Source organism: Dokdonella soli (assembly GCF_039523175.1).
Lineage (GTDB): Bacteria > Pseudomonadota > Gammaproteobacteria > Xanthomonadales > Rhodanobacteraceae > Dokdonella_A > Dokdonella_A soli.
Genome location: NZ_BAAAEU010000001.1, coordinates 250244 through 269447 on the forward strand (window position 1 = coordinate 250244; position 19204 = coordinate 269447).

The 19204-nt window shown below is 67.1% G+C and carries 19 protein-coding genes; 7 read left to right on the forward strand and 12 right to left on the reverse strand.

The window, feature by feature from the left end; all coding sequences use genetic code 11:
- Positions 1-3 precede the first annotated feature (3 nt).
- Complete coding sequence (secG, locus tag ABD002_RS01155) at positions 4-477, reverse strand: preprotein translocase subunit SecG (RefSeq protein WP_343786281.1); 474 nt, start codon at positions 475-477, stop codon at positions 4-6.
- A 10-nt stretch (positions 478-487) separates the two neighbouring features.
- The gene (gene tpiA / locus ABD002_RS01160; RefSeq protein ID WP_343786283.1) at positions 488-1237 is read right to left on the reverse strand and encodes a triose-phosphate isomerase; all 750 of its coding nucleotides are present in this window, start codon (positions 1235-1237) and stop codon (positions 488-490) included.
- A 140-nt stretch (positions 1238-1377) separates the two neighbouring features.
- Between tpiA and ABD002_RS01165 the strand changes: the two genes are divergently transcribed.
- Positions 1378-2157 (forward strand): SDR family NAD(P)-dependent oxidoreductase, encoded by a 780-nt coding sequence (locus tag ABD002_RS01165; RefSeq protein WP_343786285.1) that lies wholly within the window; start codon positions 1378-1380, stop codon positions 2155-2157.
- Positions 2158-2160: 3 nt separating this feature from the next.
- On the opposite strand, the gene ABD002_RS01170 is transcribed toward ABD002_RS01165, so the two are convergent.
- The 4 genes from ABD002_RS01170 to dksA all read right to left on the reverse strand — a co-directional run bounded on the left by ABD002_RS01170 (position 2161) and on the right by dksA (position 6881).
- Entirely contained in the window at positions 2161-3873 is a 1713-nt protein-coding gene (locus ABD002_RS01170) for a hypothetical protein (protein WP_343786287.1), read from the reverse strand.
- 141 nt (positions 3874-4014) lie between these two features.
- A complete protein-coding gene (locus ABD002_RS01175) occupies positions 4015-4953 on the reverse strand; it encodes an isopenicillin N synthase family dioxygenase (protein WP_343786289.1) in 939 nt (312 codons plus the stop codon).
- A gap of 4 nt (positions 4954-4957) precedes the next feature.
- Complete coding sequence (gene glmM, locus ABD002_RS01180; protein ID WP_343786291.1) at positions 4958-6316, reverse strand: phosphoglucosamine mutase; 1359 nt, start codon at positions 6314-6316, stop codon at positions 4958-4960.
- Between the two features lie 118 nt (positions 6317-6434).
- A complete protein-coding gene (gene dksA / locus ABD002_RS01185) occupies positions 6435-6881 on the reverse strand; it encodes an RNA polymerase-binding protein DksA (RefSeq protein ID WP_343786729.1) in 447 nt (148 codons plus the stop codon).
- On the opposite strand from dksA, the gene ABD002_RS01190 reads away from it, so the two are divergent.
- The 4 genes from ABD002_RS01190 to ABD002_RS01205 all read left to right on the forward strand — a co-directional run bounded on the left by ABD002_RS01190 (position 6880) and on the right by ABD002_RS01205 (position 10080).
- Positions 6880-7341 (forward strand): hypothetical protein, encoded by a 462-nt coding sequence (locus ABD002_RS01190; RefSeq protein ID WP_343786293.1) that lies wholly within the window; start codon positions 6880-6882, stop codon positions 7339-7341. The genes dksA and ABD002_RS01190 overlap by 2 nt on opposite strands.
- A 174-nt stretch (positions 7342-7515) precedes the next feature.
- Positions 7516-7785, forward strand: a complete 270-nt coding sequence (gene yidD, locus ABD002_RS01195; RefSeq protein WP_343786295.1) for a membrane protein insertion efficiency factor YidD — start codon at positions 7516-7518, stop codon at positions 7783-7785.
- The gene (locus ABD002_RS01200) at positions 7778-9112 is read left to right on the forward strand and encodes a dihydroorotase (RefSeq protein WP_343786297.1); all 1335 of its coding nucleotides are present in this window, start codon (positions 7778-7780) and stop codon (positions 9110-9112) included. Before yidD ends, ABD002_RS01200 begins: the two co-directional genes overlap by 8 nt.
- 176 nt (positions 9113-9288) lie before the next feature.
- Positions 9289-10080 (forward strand): M23 family metallopeptidase, encoded by a 792-nt coding sequence (locus ABD002_RS01205; protein ID WP_343786299.1) that lies wholly within the window; start codon positions 9289-9291, stop codon positions 10078-10080.
- An 84-nt stretch (positions 10081-10164) separates the two neighbouring features.
- Here ABD002_RS01205 and folE2 read toward each other — a convergent pair whose 3' ends face one another.
- The 6 genes from folE2 to efp form a co-directional block, all read right to left on the reverse strand.
- Positions 10165-11124 (reverse strand): GTP cyclohydrolase FolE2, encoded by a 960-nt coding sequence (folE2, locus tag ABD002_RS01210; protein ID WP_343786301.1) that lies wholly within the window; start codon positions 11122-11124, stop codon positions 10165-10167.
- Positions 11125-11229: 105 nt separating this feature from the next.
- Positions 11230-12066 (reverse strand): squalene/phytoene synthase family protein, encoded by an 837-nt coding sequence (locus ABD002_RS01215; RefSeq protein WP_343786303.1) that lies wholly within the window; start codon positions 12064-12066, stop codon positions 11230-11232.
- Positions 12067-12732 (reverse strand): HAD family hydrolase, encoded by a 666-nt coding sequence (locus ABD002_RS01220; RefSeq protein ID WP_343786305.1) that lies wholly within the window; start codon positions 12730-12732, stop codon positions 12067-12069. It abuts the gene before it with no gap.
- Between the two features lie 142 nt (positions 12733-12874).
- Entirely contained in the window at positions 12875-13591 is a 717-nt protein-coding gene (ubiG, locus tag ABD002_RS01225; RefSeq protein ID WP_343786307.1) for a bifunctional 2-polyprenyl-6-hydroxyphenol methylase/3-demethylubiquinol 3-O-methyltransferase UbiG, read from the reverse strand.
- A 9-nt stretch (positions 13592-13600) separates the two neighbouring features.
- Positions 13601-14929: a TRZ/ATZ family hydrolase gene (locus tag ABD002_RS01230; RefSeq protein ID WP_343786309.1), complete on the reverse strand. Its 1329-nt coding sequence runs from the start codon at positions 14927-14929 to the stop codon at positions 13601-13603.
- Between the two features lie 198 nt (positions 14930-15127).
- Positions 15128-15694: an elongation factor P gene (efp, locus tag ABD002_RS01235; RefSeq protein ID WP_343786311.1), complete on the reverse strand. Its 567-nt coding sequence runs from the start codon at positions 15692-15694 to the stop codon at positions 15128-15130.
- 152 nt (positions 15695-15846) lie between these two features.
- On the opposite strand from efp, the gene epmB reads away from it, so the two are divergent.
- On the forward strand, positions 15847-16872 hold the full coding sequence (gene epmB / locus ABD002_RS01240; protein ID WP_343786313.1) for an EF-P beta-lysylation protein EpmB: 1026 nt from the start codon (positions 15847-15849) through the stop codon (positions 16870-16872).
- A gap of 180 nt (positions 16873-17052) precedes the next feature.
- Complete coding sequence (locus ABD002_RS01245) at positions 17053-19128, forward strand: GGDEF/EAL domain-containing response regulator (RefSeq protein ID WP_343786315.1); 2076 nt, start codon at positions 17053-17055, stop codon at positions 19126-19128.
- Positions 19129-19204: the final 76 nt, after the last annotated feature.

The following is a 19204-nucleotide window of genomic DNA, read 5'->3' on the forward strand; positions in this document are numbered from 1 at the left end:
AGCTTACTTTCCGTCCTTCCCGCCTTCTTTCGGCGTCGTCGCAGCGGGCTTGTCGGCACCGGCGACGGGCTTGTCCGGGGTCGTCGTCGCGGGCGTCGGCGCCGGCTTGTCAGCCGAGGCCGCGGGCGTTGCCGGCTGCGGAACCTCGCCATTCGACGAGGGCGCCGCCGCGGGAGCCGGTTTCGCCGGAGTGGCGACGCCGGACATCACGCCCAGATCGTCCGCGGGATGCGTGGCCGCACCCGATCGACCCAGATAAATGCCCATGCCGAGGCTGAGCAGGAAGAACAAACCCGCGAGTACCGCCGTGCTGCGCGACAGGAAGTTCGCCGAACCCCGCGCACCGAAGACGGTGGCCGACGCGCCGCCACCGAAGCCCGACCCCGCCGCGGCGCCAGCGCCGCGCTGCAGGAGGATCAGGACGATCATGGCGATCGCGATCAGCACATAGAAGATGTTTGCAACGATAGAAAGCATGAGCAGTTCTTTACGTTTGCGCGGCTGCACAGATGGCGAGGAAATCCGCCGCCACCAGAGATGCACCGCCGATCAATCCGCCATCCACATCGGGCTGGCCGAACAGCTCGGCCGCATTGACGGGTTTGACGCTGCCGCCGTACAGGAGCCGCAGCGAGCTGGCAATTGTAGCATCCAGCGCCCGTATTTTGTCACGCATGAATGCGTGGACTGCCTGCGCCTGCTCCGGCGACGCGGTCAGACCGGTGCCGATCGCCCAGACCGGCTCATAGGCGACGACCGCATTCGCGAACGCGGCGATACCCGCGCGCGCGACGACCGCATCGAGCTGACGCGCAATCACCGCTTCGGTCTCGCCCGCCTCACGCTCGGCCAGTGTCTCGCCGACGCACAGGATCGGAACCAGGCCGGCCGCCTGCGCCGCGACGAACTTCGCGGCGACGCGCTGATCCGATTCGGCGTGATGCTGGCGACGCTCCGAATGCCCGACCAGCACGTAAGTGCAGCCAACATCCTTGAGCATCGATCCAGCGACTTCGCCGGTATAGGCGCCTTGCGCATGCTCGCTGAGATCCTGCGCACCGAACGCGATTCCGCTTCGGCGATACTGCGCGACCAGGCCGTCGAGATACGGAAACGGCGGCAGCACGGCGACTTCCGCACGCAGTAGCAGCGCGGCCGCAACGTCCGCGACCAGACCGGCGGCCATTGCGCGCGACCCGTACATTTTCCAGTTTCCGGCAACCAGCGGACGTCGCATGGCGATCCCGAGCGTACGAAAGGCGCGCAAGGATAGCGGCGGACCGGCGGAGCGACAACCGATGATGATCGGAGCACGCAGACGAGCACGCGCGTTGCGATTACGCTGCGCGACAGGCCAACCGGAGAGGATCTCGAGCGATGCGGCAAACGACCCACGCCCTGGTGACTGGCGCCTCCGCGGGCATCGGCGCCGCGTTCGCACGCGAACTCGCGGCACGCGGTCATGCGCTGGTGCTGACGGCACGCCGTGCGGAACGGCTCGACGAACTCGCCGGTGAGTTGCGTGCGAAGCACGGCACCGACGTGCAGTGCATCCCTTGCAATCTCGCTGAGCCGAGCGCGCCGCAGCATCTGCACGACGAGATCGTGCGACGCGGCCTGACGATCGACCTGCTGGTCAACAACGCCGGCTACGGCGTCACCGGTAGTTTCGTGTCACACCCGTGGCGGACGCACGCGGACTTCATCCAGGTCATGATGACCGCGCCGACCGAACTCTGCCATCGCCTCCTGCCCGGCATGCGTGAACTCGGGTGCGGCCGCATCATCAACGTGGCCTCGCTGGCCGGCATGCTTCCCGCGCCGGCCGGACACACGCTCTATGCCGCGTCCAAGGCCTACCTGATCAAATTCTCGCAGGCGCTGGCGCTGGAGAATCGCCACCACGGTGTGCACGTCTGCGCGCTCTGCCCCGGCTTCACGTATTCCGAATTCCACGATGTCACCGGCACGCGTGAGCGGATGAAGCGCATGCCGCGCTGGATATGGATGGATGCGCGGACCGTCGTGCGCGAAGGCCTCACCGCCGTCGAACGCGGTGAGGCCATACATGTCTGCGGTCGCGTCAATCGCGGCATCAAGCGCCTGTTCAAACTGCTGCCCGACCGGCTGGGGCAGCGCTTGATCAACAGGCGCTGACGGCTAGCGCAGGCGAACCGCAAGCCGCCCCGCGACAACATCCGCACTGACGTCGTCGAAGCGGCCGTCGCGATAGCGCAGGAAGCGCATCGACGCGAGTTCGCGCGGATCGACCTGCGGCGGCGGGCTCAAGTAGTCGATGAGCAGACCGCCGATGCGCCGCGGTGGAACGATCCTTCCGTCGATCTCCAGCGGTCGGTAAGGCGCCGCATCCCCGGTATCGACCGGCGCGGCGAGCAGGTGGAAATACGTCACGTAGTCCGCGTGGAAGTAGCAGTGCCCCACGCGCGCGAGGTCGGGGCTCAGCGCCTTGACGATCGAATCCATCGACACATAGATGCTCCATTCCGGCGGCGGATCGATGCCGAGAAACACGACGTGGCAACGGGACGTCGGCAGGTCCAGCTCTCCGACCGCCGCGACCGCCGCCCGTGCGACCGTGGAGATCTGCATCGAACGCTTCGCGAACGCGCGCGCGTCCGCGTGCGAGATCGACCCGAGCGCGGCCGCCGCGAAAGCGAGCGGAACGAATATTGCGATGCGCCAGCGCGTTGACGACGTATCCCAGACCGGCGCCAGCAACGCCGCCAGCGCGATCGCCGCTCCGCTGATGCCCAGGTAGTAGAGCCGCGACTGCATGGCAGCCTCGATCACCGACATGTCGGCGCGCAGCGGCGCTGCGTTCAACGCCGCGACGGGTGCCTGCAGCAAGGCCGGCACGACGAGCAGACACAGTCCGCAGACAGCGAGATCGACACGCCGGCGTCCCGTGCCTCTGGCGGGATGGCGCATGATCGCGGCTCCGACGGCCATCGCCAGCACGAGAACCGCGACCACCAGCGCGCCACGCCGTGCACCATCGCTGCGCGCCCAGAATGCGAGATAACCCGGCGCCTGCTGCAGCCAGTCGAGCAATCCCTTCGCGATCGCGCTGCTGACTGGCATCGTGCCGGTCAGCCCGCTGGCCGGCGTGCCGAGAACGCTCCAGCGCCAGCCGAAATAGGCGAGCGCGCACAGCCACGCCAGCGCGATCGCGCGCAACGCCTGTGCGCGCTGCGCCGGCTCGTGCCAGGCCCAGCGCAGCCACAGCCACGACAGCGGAACCAGCACCGCCAGCCCGACTTCCTTGGACAGCATTGCCGCGAATGCCGCGAGCAATGCGAGCAGCAGTGCAGTCCATCGGCCGCGCTCGCGATAATCGAACGCGGCGTTGAGTGCGAGCAGCACGAACAGCGCCGCGAGCAGATCGAATCGGGCCGACCACCACAGCGCGGTGCCGACGACGGCCGGATGCAGCGCGAACAGCAGCGCGCAGCACACGGCGAGCAAGCGCGGAATCGCGGCACGCAGGAGCAGCCCGAACAGCGCGAGCGCCACGCCGAGGTGCAACAGCATGTCGGCGATCGCGTGCGCTTCGTAGTCGGTACCGAAAAGAGCGGCGCCGAGCCAGAAAGACGCGAAACCCAGCGGCCTGAACACCGCACCGGGTACCGGCACATAGTGATCCTGCACGAACAGCGGCCACGGCGACCCGACCAGGCGCGCGGACGCGAGCTGCATGAAGTCGTCGCGCCCCCAGAAGCCGTGCACGCCCGGCCAGTACACGATGATCACCAGCACGACGATTGCGAACAGGGGTAGCCTGCCGTTTGCTCCCTCTCCCCCAACGGCTTTCTCGTTGGGGGAGAGGGTTGGGGTGAGGGGGCGAGGCTGCATAGCGCGACGATCCAGAAGTTGGGACGAGCAACCGACAGGTGAACTGCAGCGCAACGCTTCGCTTGGCGCTTCGCCCCAACACCCCGCCCGCTCCCCCGGGCTTGCTCGAGGGAAAGGTTCTTTTGATTCAGCCCTCGGCCTTCAAATCAGCTTGATCTCGCGCAACCGCTCCTGCAGATACTCGTGCGCAGTGATCGGCTGCGGATAGCGGCTCGGGTTGGCGGCATCGACGCAGGACGGCAGCACGTCGATCAGGAAATCGGGATTCGGATGCAGGAAGAACGGCACCGAATAGCGCGGCTTGCGCGCATTCTCGCCGGGCGGATTGGTCACGCGGTGCGTCGTCGACGGATACAGGTGGTTGGTCAGCCGCTGCAGCATGTCGCCGATGTTGACGACGATGGTGTCGGCATCCGCGGTGAACGGCACCCACTCGCCCGCGTGCGAGCGCACTTCCAGGCCCTGCGCGCTGGCGCCGACCAGCAGCGTGATCAGGTTGATGTCCTCGTGCGCGCCGGCGCGCACGTTCGGGATGTCGGGGGCGGTGATCGGCGGATAGTGGATTGGCCGCAGGATCGAGTTGCCGAAATTCGTCTTGTCGTCGAAATACGTCTCCGGCAGGTCGATATGCAGCGCGAGCGCGCGCAGCACGCGCGAACCGAGCGCATCGAGGGCCTCGTACAGGCCATAACCGTATTCGCGGAAGTCCGGCACCTCTGCCGGCCACAGGTTCGGCGCCATCACGTCCGCGTATTGCGAATCGCGCGGGATCTCGCGGCCGACGTGCCAGAACTCCTTGAGATCCGGATAGCGCGAATCCTTCGCGGTCTCGACGCCGAACGGCGTGTAGCCTCGAGCGCCGCCGCCGCCCTTCACGTGGTATTTCATCTTCACTTCGGCCGGTAGCGCGAAGAAGCGTCGGAACGCCTCGTAGGCGCCATCGATCAAGGATTGCGCGATGCCATGGCCGCGGATGCCGACAAACCCCCACTCGCGGTACGCCGCACCGAGTTCGGCGACGAACGCTGCGCGGTCGGTGTCGTAGCGCCGGATGTCGAGGGTCGGGATATGTGCGCTCATGCCATCAACTCGCATTCTTCGATGCGGCCGATTTTACGGCGCTGGCAAGTTCGTCCGCGAGCCGCGCGACCAGTGCGTCGTCGCCCGCCTCGACGGTGACGCGCACCAGGGGTTCGGTGCCGGAAGGACGCAGCACGACACGCCCCTGCCCTTCGAGCTCGGCGCGCACGCGCTCGAACACATGCTGCACGTTCGCATCCTCGACCAGCGCCGCGGCTCCGCCGGCGACGCGGATGTTCACCGTGGTCTGCGCGACCTTGCGCATGCCGGCGACCCCCTCGTCGAGGCGCTGCCTTTTGCGCACGAGCACGTCGAGCACCTGCAGCGCGCTCACGATCGCATCGCCGCTGCTCGCGCGATCAAGGGTGAGAATATGTCCGGAGGTCTCGCCGCCGAGCACGCCGCCATGCTGCTTGAGCAGCTGCAGCACGTAGCGGTCCCCTACGTTCGCGCGCAGGAACGGCACGCCGAGTTCGCGCATCGCGCGCTCGAGGCCGTAATTGCTCATCAGCGTGCCGACCAGGGCGCCATGCAGGCGGCCACTCGCTTGCCAGTCGGTCGCGAGCAGGTAGAGGAGCTGGTCGCCGTCGACGAGCGCACCGTGGCGATCGATCATCTGCACGCGGTCACCGTCGCCGTCGAATGCGATGCCGAGATCGGCGCCGGCCGCGACGACCGCGCGCGACAATGCCTGCGGGCTGGTCGAACCGACCCCGCGATTGATGTTGAGACCGTCCGGCTGGTTGCCGATCGCACTGACCTTCGCGCCAAGCTCGGCGAACACTTTCGGCGCGATCTGGTAGGTCGCGCCATGCGCGCAGTCGAGCACGATCGACAGACCGCGCAGGCTCAGGGAAGGCGGAATGGTCGACTTGCAGAATTCCGCGTAACGCGCCGCAGCGTCCTCGAGGCGCACGACCTTGCCGATCGCCTCGGAGGCGACCGTCGTGAACGGCGCCTCGAGTTCGGCTTCGATCGCCTGCTCGACGGCATCGTCGAGCTTCTCGCCGTCGGCGGAAAAGAACTTGATGCCATTGTCCTGGTGCGGATTGTGCGACGCGCTGATCACGATGCCGGCACTCGCGCGCAGGCTGCGCGTCAGGTAGGCGACAGCCGGCGTCGGCATCGGCCCGAGCAGGCGCACATCGGCGCCGGCCGCGACCAGGCCGGCTTCGAGCGCGGACTCGAACATGTAGCCGGACACGCGCGTGTCCTTGCCGATCACGATCGTCGCCTTGCCGTTCGGTGCGGCGAGAACACTGCCGACCGCGCGACCGAGTCTGAGCATGAACTCCGCGGTGATCGGCCACTCGCCGACGCGGCCGCGGATGCCGTCGGTACCGAAATACTTGCGTGCGTTCACGTCGTCTCGATCCGCGCTTCGCTATTCGGACTGCAGGGTCGGGAAATCTCCCGATTCCTGTCCGTAAACACAAACGCCCCGTCAGGCGGGGCGTTTGCAGGTTGACGAGCGACCAGACTCAGTCGCCCATCTGCTTCTGGCGATGCTCCCAACGTTCCTGTGCGTCGAGACTCAGCGTCGCGATCGGACGCGCCTCGAGGCGGTCGATGCCGATTTCCTCGTCGGTTTCCTCGCAGAAACCGTAGCGGCCTTCCTCGATGCGCTTGAGCGCCTTGTCGATCTTCGCGATCAGCTTGCGGTAGCGGTCGCGCGTGCGCAGCTCGAGCGAATTCTCGGTCTCGCGCGTGGCACGCTCGGCCTCGTCGCCGACGTCGCGCACTTCATCGCGCAGGCTCTCGATGGTCTGACGGCTTTCCTCGACGAGCTCCTCGCGCCACTTCGACAGCTTGCTGCGGAAGTACTGCAGCTGTCGCGGGCTCATGTATTCCTCTTTCGCGGTCGGTTTGTAGCCGTTCGGGAGGTCGATGTGGACCGTGGTCGGCAGCGCATAGCGGCCGTCCTGCATGGTCACGTTGTTGTCCACGGGCGGCGGCGTCACACGTGCCTTGCCGCCCTTCGGCGCTGCAATTGTTTCTGGCTTGCTGGTGGTCACGAATTTCCCGGGTTTTTCTGTGCTGCGTGTGGACGATTGCGGTTTCGCCGGAGCCGCGGCCCCGGTCTTCTTCTGGACGACCGGCTTCACCGGGACGACCTTTTTCGCTGGAACCGGCTTGGCGTGCTTTGCAGGCAACGGTTTCGCGGCTTTCTTCACCGGTTTTGCGGGAGCTGCCTTCTTCGCGGCGGGCTTTCTCACGACAGCCTTCGAAGCAGCCCCCTTGGAGGCCGGTTTCGCCGCAACCTTCTTGGGAGCCACGGATTTCGTCGATTTCTTCACGACGCCCGCCGCCGGCTTCGCCTTCGTCGCCGGCTTGGCCGCGGTCTTGCGCGACGCACTCGCCGCCGCGCGTGCGACGGGTTTCGCGTGAGTCGGCTTCTTCACCGCCTTGCTGCGGCTGCCTGCGTTCTGTTTGCTCTTCGCCATTCCTAAGCCCATCTTGTGACTCGGCGGTCGCGTGTTATAGCCTAAGTCCCACCCCCCGGCAACCGCCGAAATTTCTTGCCGTGGCGCGCGATTGCGCGCGCCCGCCGCAGCGCGCACGATGTCCCGCCCGATCATTTTCCTGCTCCGTTGTTACAAGCGCTGGCTGAGTCCCCTGCTGGGCTCGCGTTGCCGTTTCCAGCCGAGCTGCTCGGACTACGCGCGCGTCGCTGTCGCCCGCTTCGGCGCGCTGCGCGGCGGCTGGCTGGGCCTGTGGCGCATCCTGCGCTGCCAGCCACTGTGCACGGGCGGATACGATCCGGTACCCGCCGAGTTCCACTGGTGGCCGGCGTGCGCGCAAGCCTCCCACAAAGAGCATCCCCATGACTGACTGGCTGATCACAAACGCTGAACTCGTCAACGAAGGCCGTCGCCTCCAGGCGGACCTGCGTGTACGCAACGGCCGCATCGAACGCATCGGCAGCTCGCTCGCCGCGCAACCGAACGAGCGCGTACTCGACGCGGCCGGCCGCTGGCTGCTGCCCGGCATGATCGACGACCAGGTGCATTTCCGCGAACCCGGCCTGACCCACAAGGCCGACATCGAATCGGAATCGCGCGCCTGCGTCGCCGGCGGCATCACCAGCTTCATGGAAATGCCGAACACCCGGCCGCCGGCGACGAACCGCGATGCGCTGGAGGCGAAATACGCGCGCGCGGCCGAGGTCTCGCGTGCCAACTACGGCTTTTATCTGGGCGCGACCAACGACAACCTCGACGACATCCGCGCGCTCGACCCGAAGGCCGCGCCCGGGATCAAGGTGTTCATGGGCGCCTCGACCGGCAACATGCTGGTCGACGATCCGGCCACGCTGGATGCGATCTTCCGCGACACGCCGGTGCCGATCATCACGCACTGCGAGGACACGCCGACGATCACCGCCAACGAGGAAGCGGCGCGCGCGCGTTGGGGTGAGGACATCCCGCCGGAGCAGCATCCACTGATCCGCTCACGCGAGGCATGCGTGAAGTCGACGCAGCTCGCGATCTCCCTGGCGAGGAAGCACGGCACACGCCTGCATGTGCTGCATATCTCGACCGCGGATGAATGCGCGCTGTTCGAGCCCGGTCCGGTGGCGGGGAAGCGCATCACCGCGGAGACCTGCGTGCATTTCCTGCATTTCAGCGATACCGACTATGCACGCCTCGGCCACCTGATCAAGTGCAATCCGGCGATCAAGACCGCGGCCGACCGCGAGGCGATCACGGGCGCGCTCGCCGAAGGTCGCATCGACGTGCTGGCGACCGACCACGCGCCGCATCTGGTCACGGAGAAATCCGCGAAGTACCCGCGCTCACCCTCGGGCCTGCCGCTCGTGCAGTACGCGCTGCAATGTGCGCTGGAGCGCGTGTTCGACAGCCAGCTCACGCTCGAGCGCGTGGTCGAGGCCGCCATGCATGCACCGGCGATCCTGTTCGACGTGCGCGAACGCGGGTTCCTGCGCGAGGGTTATCACGCCGATCTGGTGCTGGTCGACCCGAACAAGCCGCATGCGGTAACCGCGGCGGAGGTGCTGTCGAAGTGCTCGTGGACACCGTTCGAAGGCGCCACATTCCGATCCAGCATCGCGGCGACGTTCGTGAATGGTCGACTCGCCTGGCAGGATGGAAAGCTCGATGACACCGTGCGCGGTTCGCGATTGGAGTTTGCTCGGTGATCATGCGTGATACGCACCACGTCGCGAGCTCCCGCTTTCGTAGGAGCGGCTTCAGCCGCGATGCTCTTGCATGTGCTGACGTGCTGGACGGAAAAGCATCGCGGCTGAAGCCGCTCCTACGGGGCTTGCGTCGCTCCGGACAATTCGCTGGCGTCCTTCTCGCCCTGGCGCTTTGCGTGCAACCCGCATCCGCCAGCGCTGCGACACGCGACGGCTTTCCGCAATCCGCCCCGCAAGGCGCACTGGTGATCGGCAAGGTCGCTCCCGGCAGCAGGGTGCGCTACGCGGATCGCGACCTGCTCGTGACGCGCGGCGGCGAGGTCGTGTTCGGCATCGGTCGCGACGAGAAGGGCCCGGTCTCGGTCGACGTGCGCAGCCCCGGCGGCAAACACACGCGCGAGGAAATCGCAGTCACACCGCGCGACTGGCCGCTCGAGCGCATCGAGGGCGTACCGCCGAAAACCGTCGAACCGCCACCGGAAATCGCCGCGCGTATCCAGCGCGAGCAGGCGCGCGTGGTCGCCGCACGCATGCGTGACGACGCGCGCGAGGATTTCCTGGAAACCTTCGTCTGGCCGGTCGAGGGCCGCATCAGCGGACGCTTCGGCAACCAGCGTGTCTATGTCGTGAATGGCGACGACGTGCCGAAATCGCCGCACTCGGGCATGGACATCGCCGTGCCGCAGGGTACCGCCATCAAGGCGCCGGCCAGCGGCCTCGTCACGTTCGCCGATCCGGATCTGTACCTGACCGGCGGCACCGTGCTCATCGACCACGGCCACGGCGTCAGCTCGAACTTCCTGCACCTCTCGCGCATCGACGTGAAGGTCGGCGACCGCGTCGGGCAAGGCCAGGTCATCGGCGCCGTCGGCATGACCGGCCGCGCGACCGGGCCGCATCTGCACTGGGGACTGAACTGGTTCGATGTGCGGCTGGATCCGCTGTTGCTGGCCGGCATCGCACCGTAGGTTGGGCTGACGAAGGAAGCCCAACATTACATCGACGTCGCAGCGAATCGTTGGGCTTCGCTGTCGCTCAGCCCAACCTACGCTCTAGGCGCTTGGGTCCGCGGCGCCGTAGCCGCTGGCAACACCCTTCGTCGCGACCGCAACTGCGTCGTGCGGATGCAGGCTCTCATGGTGCGACGCGCGCAGCCAGAAATCGGCGATGCGCTCGTCGGCATCCAGCGCGTGCTGGATGCGGCGTGCGGCGTCTTCGCAGAACATCAGGTTCTGGCCGTTGCGCAGCGCGAACGCCTGCTCGTCCTCGCGCTTGACCGCGGTCTGCACCGGCGTCTGCAGCGCGTCTTCGACGAGATCGATGATGTCGACGATCGGGAAGTCGAAGCCGGGTGCAAGCTTCACGCGGACCTTCGCCGTGCTGCGCTGGCTGTGCGGGGTCGCGACGATGCCCTGCTCGCTGCCGAGCCAGGCCAGTACCTCGTCACGGCCAACCGATTTTCCGTCCGCGAAATCGGTGGTGAACCGATCCTGGATCAGTTGCCGCGACAGCGCGGCCGAGGCCGGGCAGGTACTCGAGTACTGCACCTCGATCGTGAGCTCGACGCGGAATTCGGTACCGTCCATGCGAGCGGCGATCTCGACCGGATACGAGCGCCAGCCGCTGTGCTCGCTGGCGAGCGCGGCGCGCCGCACGAAATGGTCGAAGCGCACGCGCAGGCTGGCGCGGTCGGAAAGCCCGGCGTGCGAGTCGAGGAAATCGCGCAGCAACCGGCGCAGCGAGGCCGGCGTCAACGGCTCTGCCGACAGATGTCGATCCACATGCAGGTACAGCCGCGACATGTGGATGCCGCGCGCATCGGCGCGATGCAGGTTCACGTAGGCGGCGACGCGCGCGCTGGTCCGCTGCACGTGATCGCCCGAACCGGTCAGCAGGACCGGCATCTCGATGCCGTCCATGCCCACCCAGTCGAGCGCGCCGGCCCGGTCCGCCTGCGCTTCGCTGGCGACATCGGGCATCGCGCGTTGGGTGTTTTCTTTCGTCGACGTCATGTTTCGGTGGCCTGTGGCTTGCAGAGCATTGCACGAATGCCCCAGTTGCGGGCATGAGAGCCGTTCCTCAATGGGCTGTCAGGCTGCGGATCGGCGACGCAGCGTTCAGCGGGACGAACGCCGCGCGGTGCGCCAGGCGGCCCAGGTCGCGTCGAATGGCAGCTGGCCGAACGCCGCATTCAGCGTCGCCAGCGGATCTTCCGCCCGCGTGGCCTTGCGCGCGCGCCAGCGGTCCGCATGCAGGTTCGCGGCGACGAGAACGCCAAGGTGCGCCCCTGAAGCGGCCACTTCGGCATGCTCCGAGGCCAGCGCGCGCAGCCATTCACGCAACGCGGCGACTTGCTGTGCTGACGTGCGTGCCAGATCGCCACGCGCAAGCCGATGCCGCGCAAGCAGGTCGAGCGGAAGCGGCAGGCGGCCGTCGCGCAGAGCGTCCGCGAGCGTTGCGGTGTCGCGCAGCGAGCGCGCCAGCGCGCGCACTCGTGCGCTCGCCGCGGCATCGACCGACGGGAACAGCGCGGCTTCGATCGCGCCCAGCGGCCGGTACAGCACCGCATGCGCGTCCAGCAATGCGGCGCGGTCCGCGGCGGGTTCCGGATCGCGTTGCGCCAGCGCACCGGCGATCACCTCGTACCAGAGCGCAAGCGGAACCGCGGCGAAACCCGGATGCTCGGCCAGCGCCTGGGTCAGTGGATGCCGCGCTTCATGCTTGGCGGCGCGCGCGAACTCCTCGGCCCACCACTGCAGCTTGATCGCGGCCGGTTGCGCCTCGCGGATACCGAACGCGGCATGTTCGAGTTCATAGACCAGGCATGCGAACGCGCTCTGCGCACGCCGCCCGGACTCGCCGACGAACCTCAGGGCAAGCCCGAATTCGGGATGCGCGGCCACCCACTTCGCCTCGAAGCTCGCGAGCGGCGTGGCGTCGGCGACGGCGTCCATTCAGGCCAGACCGAGCGCGGCCGGAAGCCCGGACGGAACGTCGACGACATGATCGGCGCCCCAGGCATGCGGGTCGCCCCCATCGAGATAGCCCCAGGCCGCCGCGATCGTGCGCGCACCGGCCGCACGGCCAGCCTGCACGTCGCGCAGGTCGTCGCCGACGAACACGCAGCTCGACGCATCGACGCCGACCAGTTCACAGGCGCGCAGCACCGGTGCCGGATCGGGTTTGCGCACCGGCAGGCAGTCGCCGGTGACCAGTGCGGCGCAGCCGGTGTGGAACGCCATCTGCGCGAGCATCGGCCGCGCGAGCCAGCCCGGTTTGTTGGTGACGATGCCCCAGGCAATGCCGCGCGACTCGAACAGATCGAGCACTTCGGCCATGCCGTCGTAGAGCCGCGTGTGCACAGCCATCTTGACCGAGTAGATATCCAGGAACCGCGCCAGCCACTGGTCGATCATCGCGTCGTCGGCGCCGGGCAGGCCCTTGCGCAGCATCGCGCGACCGCCGGCCGAGACCACCTTGCGCACCGCGTCCGCATCCGGCGGCGGCGCACCGAGCTCTACGCACAGCGCCTGCACGGCGGCGACCAGATCCGGCGCGGAATCGACCAGGGTGCCGTCGAGATCGAACAGCACTGCGCGCGGCGGCAACACTGCGCTCATGGCTGTGCTCCCTCTCCCCCAACGGCTTCTTCGTTGGGGGAGAGGGTTGGGGTGAGGGGGTGAGGCGGCAGAGATTTCCCGACGCCACGCCCGTGACGAACGCCTCGCCCCCTCAAGAGAGAATTCCGTTTCCGAGTGCCCGTCATGACGTGAGCGCCATCGGTTTCGTCGCGCATGCGAGGTAGTTCACCGCGACGCTGCCGGTCAGCCAGGCCTTGCGTGTAAGCGGGTTGTACGCGATGCCGGACAGGTCATCGAGCACGAGGCCTGCCGCGCGCAGATCCGTCGCGATCTCGCTCGGCTTGAGGAACTGCGCGTAGTGATGCGTGCCGCGCGGCAGCAGGCGCAACACGTGCTCGGCACCGAGGATCGCCACGCCGAACGCGAGCGGCGTGCGGTTCAGGGTCGACAGGAACAGCTTGCCGCCCGGCTTCAGCAGCGTCGCGCAGGCACGGATCACGCTGGCCGGATCGGGCACGTGCTCGAGCATTTCCATGCAGGTGACGATATCGAACTGCGCCGGCATCACGGCCGCCAGGGCCTCGACGCTGGTTTCGCGATAGTCGACTGCGAGCCCGCTCTCGTGCAGATGCAGCCGTGCGACATCGAGCACGACCGGCGCGAGATCGATCGCGGTCACCTCGGCACCAGAGCGCGCCAGCGCCTCGCTGAGCAGGCCACCACCGCAGCCGACATCGAGCGCTCGCGAGCCCTTCAGCGGCGCGCGCCCGGCGATGTAGCGGAGACGCACGGGATTGAGGTCATGCAGCGGGCGTGACTCGCCATCCGGATCCCACCATCGCGACGCGAGACGGTCGAACTTGGCGGTTTCACCCGGATTTACGTTGACGGTATTCATCGGATCGGCTCAGCCCGCAGCGATACGCTCGCGCCAGCGGCGCGCCTTCGCGCGCAACTCGCCCATGTCGAGATCGACCAGCACGCGATCGCGCAACTTGCGTTCACCGGCGATCCAGACGTCGCTCACCTGATGGCGGCCGGCAGCATAGACGAGCTGCGAGATCACGCTGTACATGGGTTGCGTCTCGACGTCGTCGAGGCGGATCGCGGCAAGGTCGGCCTGCTTGCCGGCTTCGATCGAGCCGATGCGCTCGTTCCAGCCGAGCGCCCTCGCCCCGTCCAGTGTCGCCGCGCGCAGCGTGGCCGCGGCATCGAGCGCGCTGGCGTCGTTCGCAACCGCCTTGGCAAGCAGCGCAGCCGTGCGCATCTCGCCGAACATGTCGAGGTCGTTGTTGCTGGCGGTACCGTCGGTGCCGAGCGCGAGGTTGACGCCTGCGCCGCGGAGCTTCTCCGCCGGGCAGAAGCCGGAGGCGAGTTTGAGGTTCGACTCCGGGCAATGCACCACGGAAACGCCGGCTTCGGCGCAGGCCGCGATCTCGGCATCGCTGAGCTGGGTCATGTGCACCGCAATCAGGTGATCGTTGACCAGACCCAGTGCCTGCATGCGCGCGAACGGGCGCGCGCCGTGCTCGCGCCGGGATTCCTCAACCTCATGCGCGGTTTCGTGCAGATGCAGGTGCACGGGCACGTCGAGTTGGTCGGCCAGCACGCGGATGCGTTCAAAACTCGCGTCCGACACCGTGTACGGCGCGTGCGGCGCGAAACAGGTGTCGACCAGTGCCTCGCCCCTGAATTCGTCGTGTACGGCGAGCGCCCGGTCGAAGTATTCGTCGCGGCTCTTCGCCCAGGCGCTCGGGAACTCGATGATCGGCAGGCCGATCATCGCGCGGAAGCCGAGACGGCGATAGGTTGCCGCCTGCACGTCCGGGAAGAAATAGTTCTCGTTGCAGCAGGTGGTGCCGCCGCGCAGCATCTCGGCGATCGCGAGTTCGACGCCGTCGCGCACGAACTCGGGGCCGATCGCCTTCGCCTCGGCCGGCCAGATGTGCTCCTGCAGCCAGCGCATCAGCGGCAGGTCGTCAGCGAGCCCGCGCATCAAGGTCATCGGATTGTGCGTGTGCGCGTTGACCAGCCCGGGGATCAGCGCGTGCTCGGCCAGTTCCACATGCTCGCGCGGCGCATAGCGCGCGTGCGCTTCGGCCGCTGGCAGCACTGCGACAACGCGGCCACCCTCGATCGCGACCGCATGGTTTTCAAGCACGACGCCATGCGGCTCGACAGGAACGAGCCAGCGGGGTTCGATCAGGAGGTCGATGCGAATTAGCGAGTCAGCCATTTTGCTCGTCGTCCCGGCGAGCGCCGGGACCCAGTTCCTTGTGGGAATGCTCAAGACGCTGGATTACAACCTGCGTCCGCAGGTTGCCCTGCGGGCCATCCGCTTCGCGGATGTTCGCTCCGGCATCCTGCCTACGCAGTCCGGCGTTCGCCGGGATGACGATCTGGCAAAACCACGCGCTCCGCGTGGGCCAAATCGTCATTTCACGCGCGACATGTACTCGCCCGAGCGCGTATCGACCTTGATCTTCTCGCCCTGCCCGACGAACAGCGGCACGCGCACCACGGCGCCGGTTTCGAGTTTGGCCGGCTTGCCGCCGCCGCCCGAGGTATCGCCGCGCACGCCCGGGTCGGTCTCGACGATCTCGAGTTCGACGAAGATCGGCGGGGTCACGGTCAGCGGCGCGCCGTTCCACAGGGTCATGATGCAGACCTCGTTGCCCTTCAGCCACTTCGCCGCATCAGCCACCGCGTTCTCGTCGGCAGCGATCTGGTCATGCGTCTGCGGATCCATGAAATGCCAGAACTCGCCGTCGGAGTAGAGGAACTCCATGTCGGTATCCATGACGTCGGCGGCTTCAAGCGAGTCGGTCGACTTCATCGTCATTTCCTGCGTGCGTCCGTTCTTGAGGTTGCGGAACTTCACGCGCGTGAACGCCTGACCCTTGCCGGGCTTGACGTATTCGGTATCGACGATCGTGCACGGATAACCGTCCACCATGATCTTCTGACCGTTCTTGACGTCGTTCATGCCATAGCTGGCCATGCAAAACTCCTGTTGCTCATAGGTAGGTCCGTCCGCGGGTGGACGGGCGATCGCGGGCGGACCCGCAATCCTGCGGTCAAAAAAGCCGCTCGGAGAAAGCGGCTAGAATAAAGGGTTGCTTCGCGCGCCCGAACGGATCGGACAACCCGCCAATGATACCCGCTAACCGCGCTCCGGCGCAGCCTGTCCGCTGGCAAACGCTCTGGCGGGATGCGATCACCGACCCGCACGAATTGCTGCGCCTGCTCGACCTGTCCGCACACGCGGCGACTTTGCTGCCGGACGCCGATACCGGCTTCGCGCTGCGCGTGCCGCGTGGTTTCGCCGCGCGCATGCGCCACGGCGATCCCGCCGACCCGCTGCTGCTGCAGGTGCTGCCGCAGGCCGCCGAGCTCGGCGAGGTGCCCGGCTTCACGCGTGATGCGGTCGGCGACCTGGATGCCCGCGCAGCGAGCGGCGTGCTGCACAAGTACCAGGGCCGCGCGCTGCTGATCGCGACCGGCTCCTGTGCCGTGCATTGCCGCTACTGCTTTCGCCGGCACTTCCCCTACGCCGAGGAAACCGCGGCCGCGAACCGCTGGGAGCGGGCGCTCGCACACCTGCGCGCGGATGCCTCGATCCGGGAGGTGATCCTGTCGGGCGGCGATCCGCTGTCGTTGTCGACGCCCAAGCTCGCCGAGCTGACCGACGCGCTGGCGACGATCCCGCACATCCGCCGCCTGCGCATCCATACGCGCCTGCCGGTGGTGCTGCCCGAGCGTGTCGACGCGGAATTTTTCGACTGGCTCGCGGCGCTGCCGCTGCAACGCGTCGTCGTGCTGCATGCAAACCACCCCGGAGAGATCGACGATTCAGTCGCCTCGGCCTGCGCTGTGCTGCGCGACGCCGGCGCGACGCTGCTCAACCAGGCGGTGCTGCTGCGCCAAGTCAACGACAACGCCGAGGTCCTGTGCGCGCTGTCCGAGCGCCTGTTCGAGGCGGGTGTATTGCCTTACTACCTGCACCAGCTCGACCGCGTCACCGGCGCCGCGCACTTCGAGGTCGAGGATGCGCGCGCGCTGGCGTTGCTGGAAAGGCTGCGTGAACGGCTGCCGGGCTATCTCGTGCCACGGCTGGTCCGCGAGGTCGCTGGCGCGCCCTGCAAGCGGCCGCTGGCGGACAACGATGGAAATGCGTGACCGAATCCGGTAAATATCGGACGGTACCTGGCCAGGGACGACGCTCGCAACGCCACCTTGGTATGCCGCGGAATACCCGGGAGCGCCGACGCCAGCGACAGAACACGGCGTTTTTCGCGGCGGATCCATCCAAAATCCACCCGGATTCCTCACCTGATGCAGAGCCCCTGACTCGCCCCGATGACCCGATCCGACAACATCATCAAGCTGCTCCTGATCGACGATTCCGTCGAGGACGCCGAACAGTTCGTCAGCATCCTGCGCAATGGCGGCATCGCGGTGCGTCCGGCGCGCGCGAGCAACGAAGCGGAACTCGAAGCCGCGCTGGAGCAGCAGACGCCCGACCTGATCGTCGTGGACCTCACCTGCAAGGAACTCAAGCTGCCGCAGATACGCGACGCGGCCGGACGCGGTGGGCGCGACATCACGCTGATCGGCTGCGGGCGCGGCGTCTCCGAGGACGCGATCGTGACCGCATTCCGCGACGGCGCGCGGGCGCTGCTGCTGCGCGATTCGCACGAGCACGTGCAGATGGTGGTCCGGCGCGAGTTCGAGGCCCTGACGATGCGCCGCAGCGTGCGCCGCCTGGAAGCCTCCTTGCGCGAATCCGAGCGCCGCTGCGAGGCGCTGCTGGACTCCTCCCGCGACCCGATCGCGTTCGTGCACGAGGGCATGCACGTGCGCGCGAACAAGGCCTACCTCGAAATGTTCGGCTATGACGAGTTCGAGGACGTCGAGGGCATGTCGATCCTCGACATGATCGCCGCCGAGGACGCCGACGACTTCAAGACGCTGCTCAAGCGCCTGTCCAAGGGTGAAAAGCCGCCGCAGCGCATGAACCTCAAGGCCAAGCGCGGCGACGGCGGCACGTTCGACGCGACCATGGAGTTCGCGGAGGCGAGCTATGAAGGCGAACCCTGCCAGCAGATCACGTTCCGCCTGCAGGCCGCTGACGCGAATCTGGAGCAGGAACTCGACGCGCTGCGCTCGAAGGACCTGATCACCGACCTGTTCAACCGCCAGCACATGATGGCGCAGATCGATCAGGGCGCGGCACAGGCCGCCAACGGCAAGGGCGAGCAGGCCTTGCTGCTGCTCGAACCGGACGGCTTCAAGCAGGTCCTGGACACCGTTGGCCTCGGTAACGCCGACGTGCTGCTCGGTGACTTCGCGGCGCTGTTGCGCCGACACCTCGGCGAATCGGATGTCGCGGGCCGTGTCGCCGAGTACACCTTCGGCGTGTTGACGACGGGGCGCGGCAGTGACGCGACAGAGCAGCTTGCCGAGACGCTGCGCAACGCATTCAGCGAGCGCATCTTCGAAGTCGGCAAGCAATCAATCAGCCTGACCGCCAGCATCGGCGGCGCGCTGATCGGCGAGAAGAACGCGAATGCCGCCAGCGTGATGAGCCTCGCCACCACGGCGCTGCGCGCTGCACAGGCCGAGGGTGGCAACCGCGTGCACGTGATCGACCCGTCCGAGCAGGACAGGGCGGCCGCGGCGAGTTCGCAGCACTGGCTCAGGCAGATCGACGACGCGCTGGCGAACGATGGATTCGTCCTCTACTACCAGCCGATCATCAGCCTGCACGGTGCCGAGGGCGACTTCTACGAAATCCTGCTGCGCATGGCCGGACCGAATGGCGAGATCCCGCCGAACCAGTTCCTGCCGATCGCCGAACGGAACGGCAAGCTGCCGGCGATCGACCGCTGGGTCATCGCGAACGCGATCCGCGCGATCTCCGAGCGTGAACAGGCCGGCCATCGCACCACGTTCTTCATCAAGCTGACCGCGCAGTCACTCGATGACCAGACCCTGCTGCCGTGGATCGCGCATCACCTCAAGAACGCGCGCCAACGCGGCGATTCGCTGGTGTTCGAGATGCCGGAAAGCAAAGTCGTGACCAACCTGAAACCGGCACGCGCGTTCGCGAAGGGGCTCGAGCAACTGCACTGCGGATTTGCGCTGGAACAGTTCGGCTCCGGCCTGAACTCGTTCCAGCTGCTCAAGCACATTCCGGCGCACTACCTGAAGATCGATCGCAATTACATGGCCGATCTGCCCAGGCACAAGGAAAACCAGGACCGGATCAAGGACATCTGCGATCAGGCGCACCATGCCGGCAAGCTGACCGTCGCCGAGTTCGTCGAGGACGCCGCGAGCATGTCGATCCTGTTCAACTGCGGCGTCAACTTCGTGCAGGGCAATTTCCTGCAGGAGCCCGAGAAGATCCTGAGCCACGGCGCAGCAGCGTAGGAGCAACGCATACCTCCGTTCGCCCCTCGATACTTCAGGGCGAACGGCAACCCTCTCCCCCGGGAGCTACGCGGTC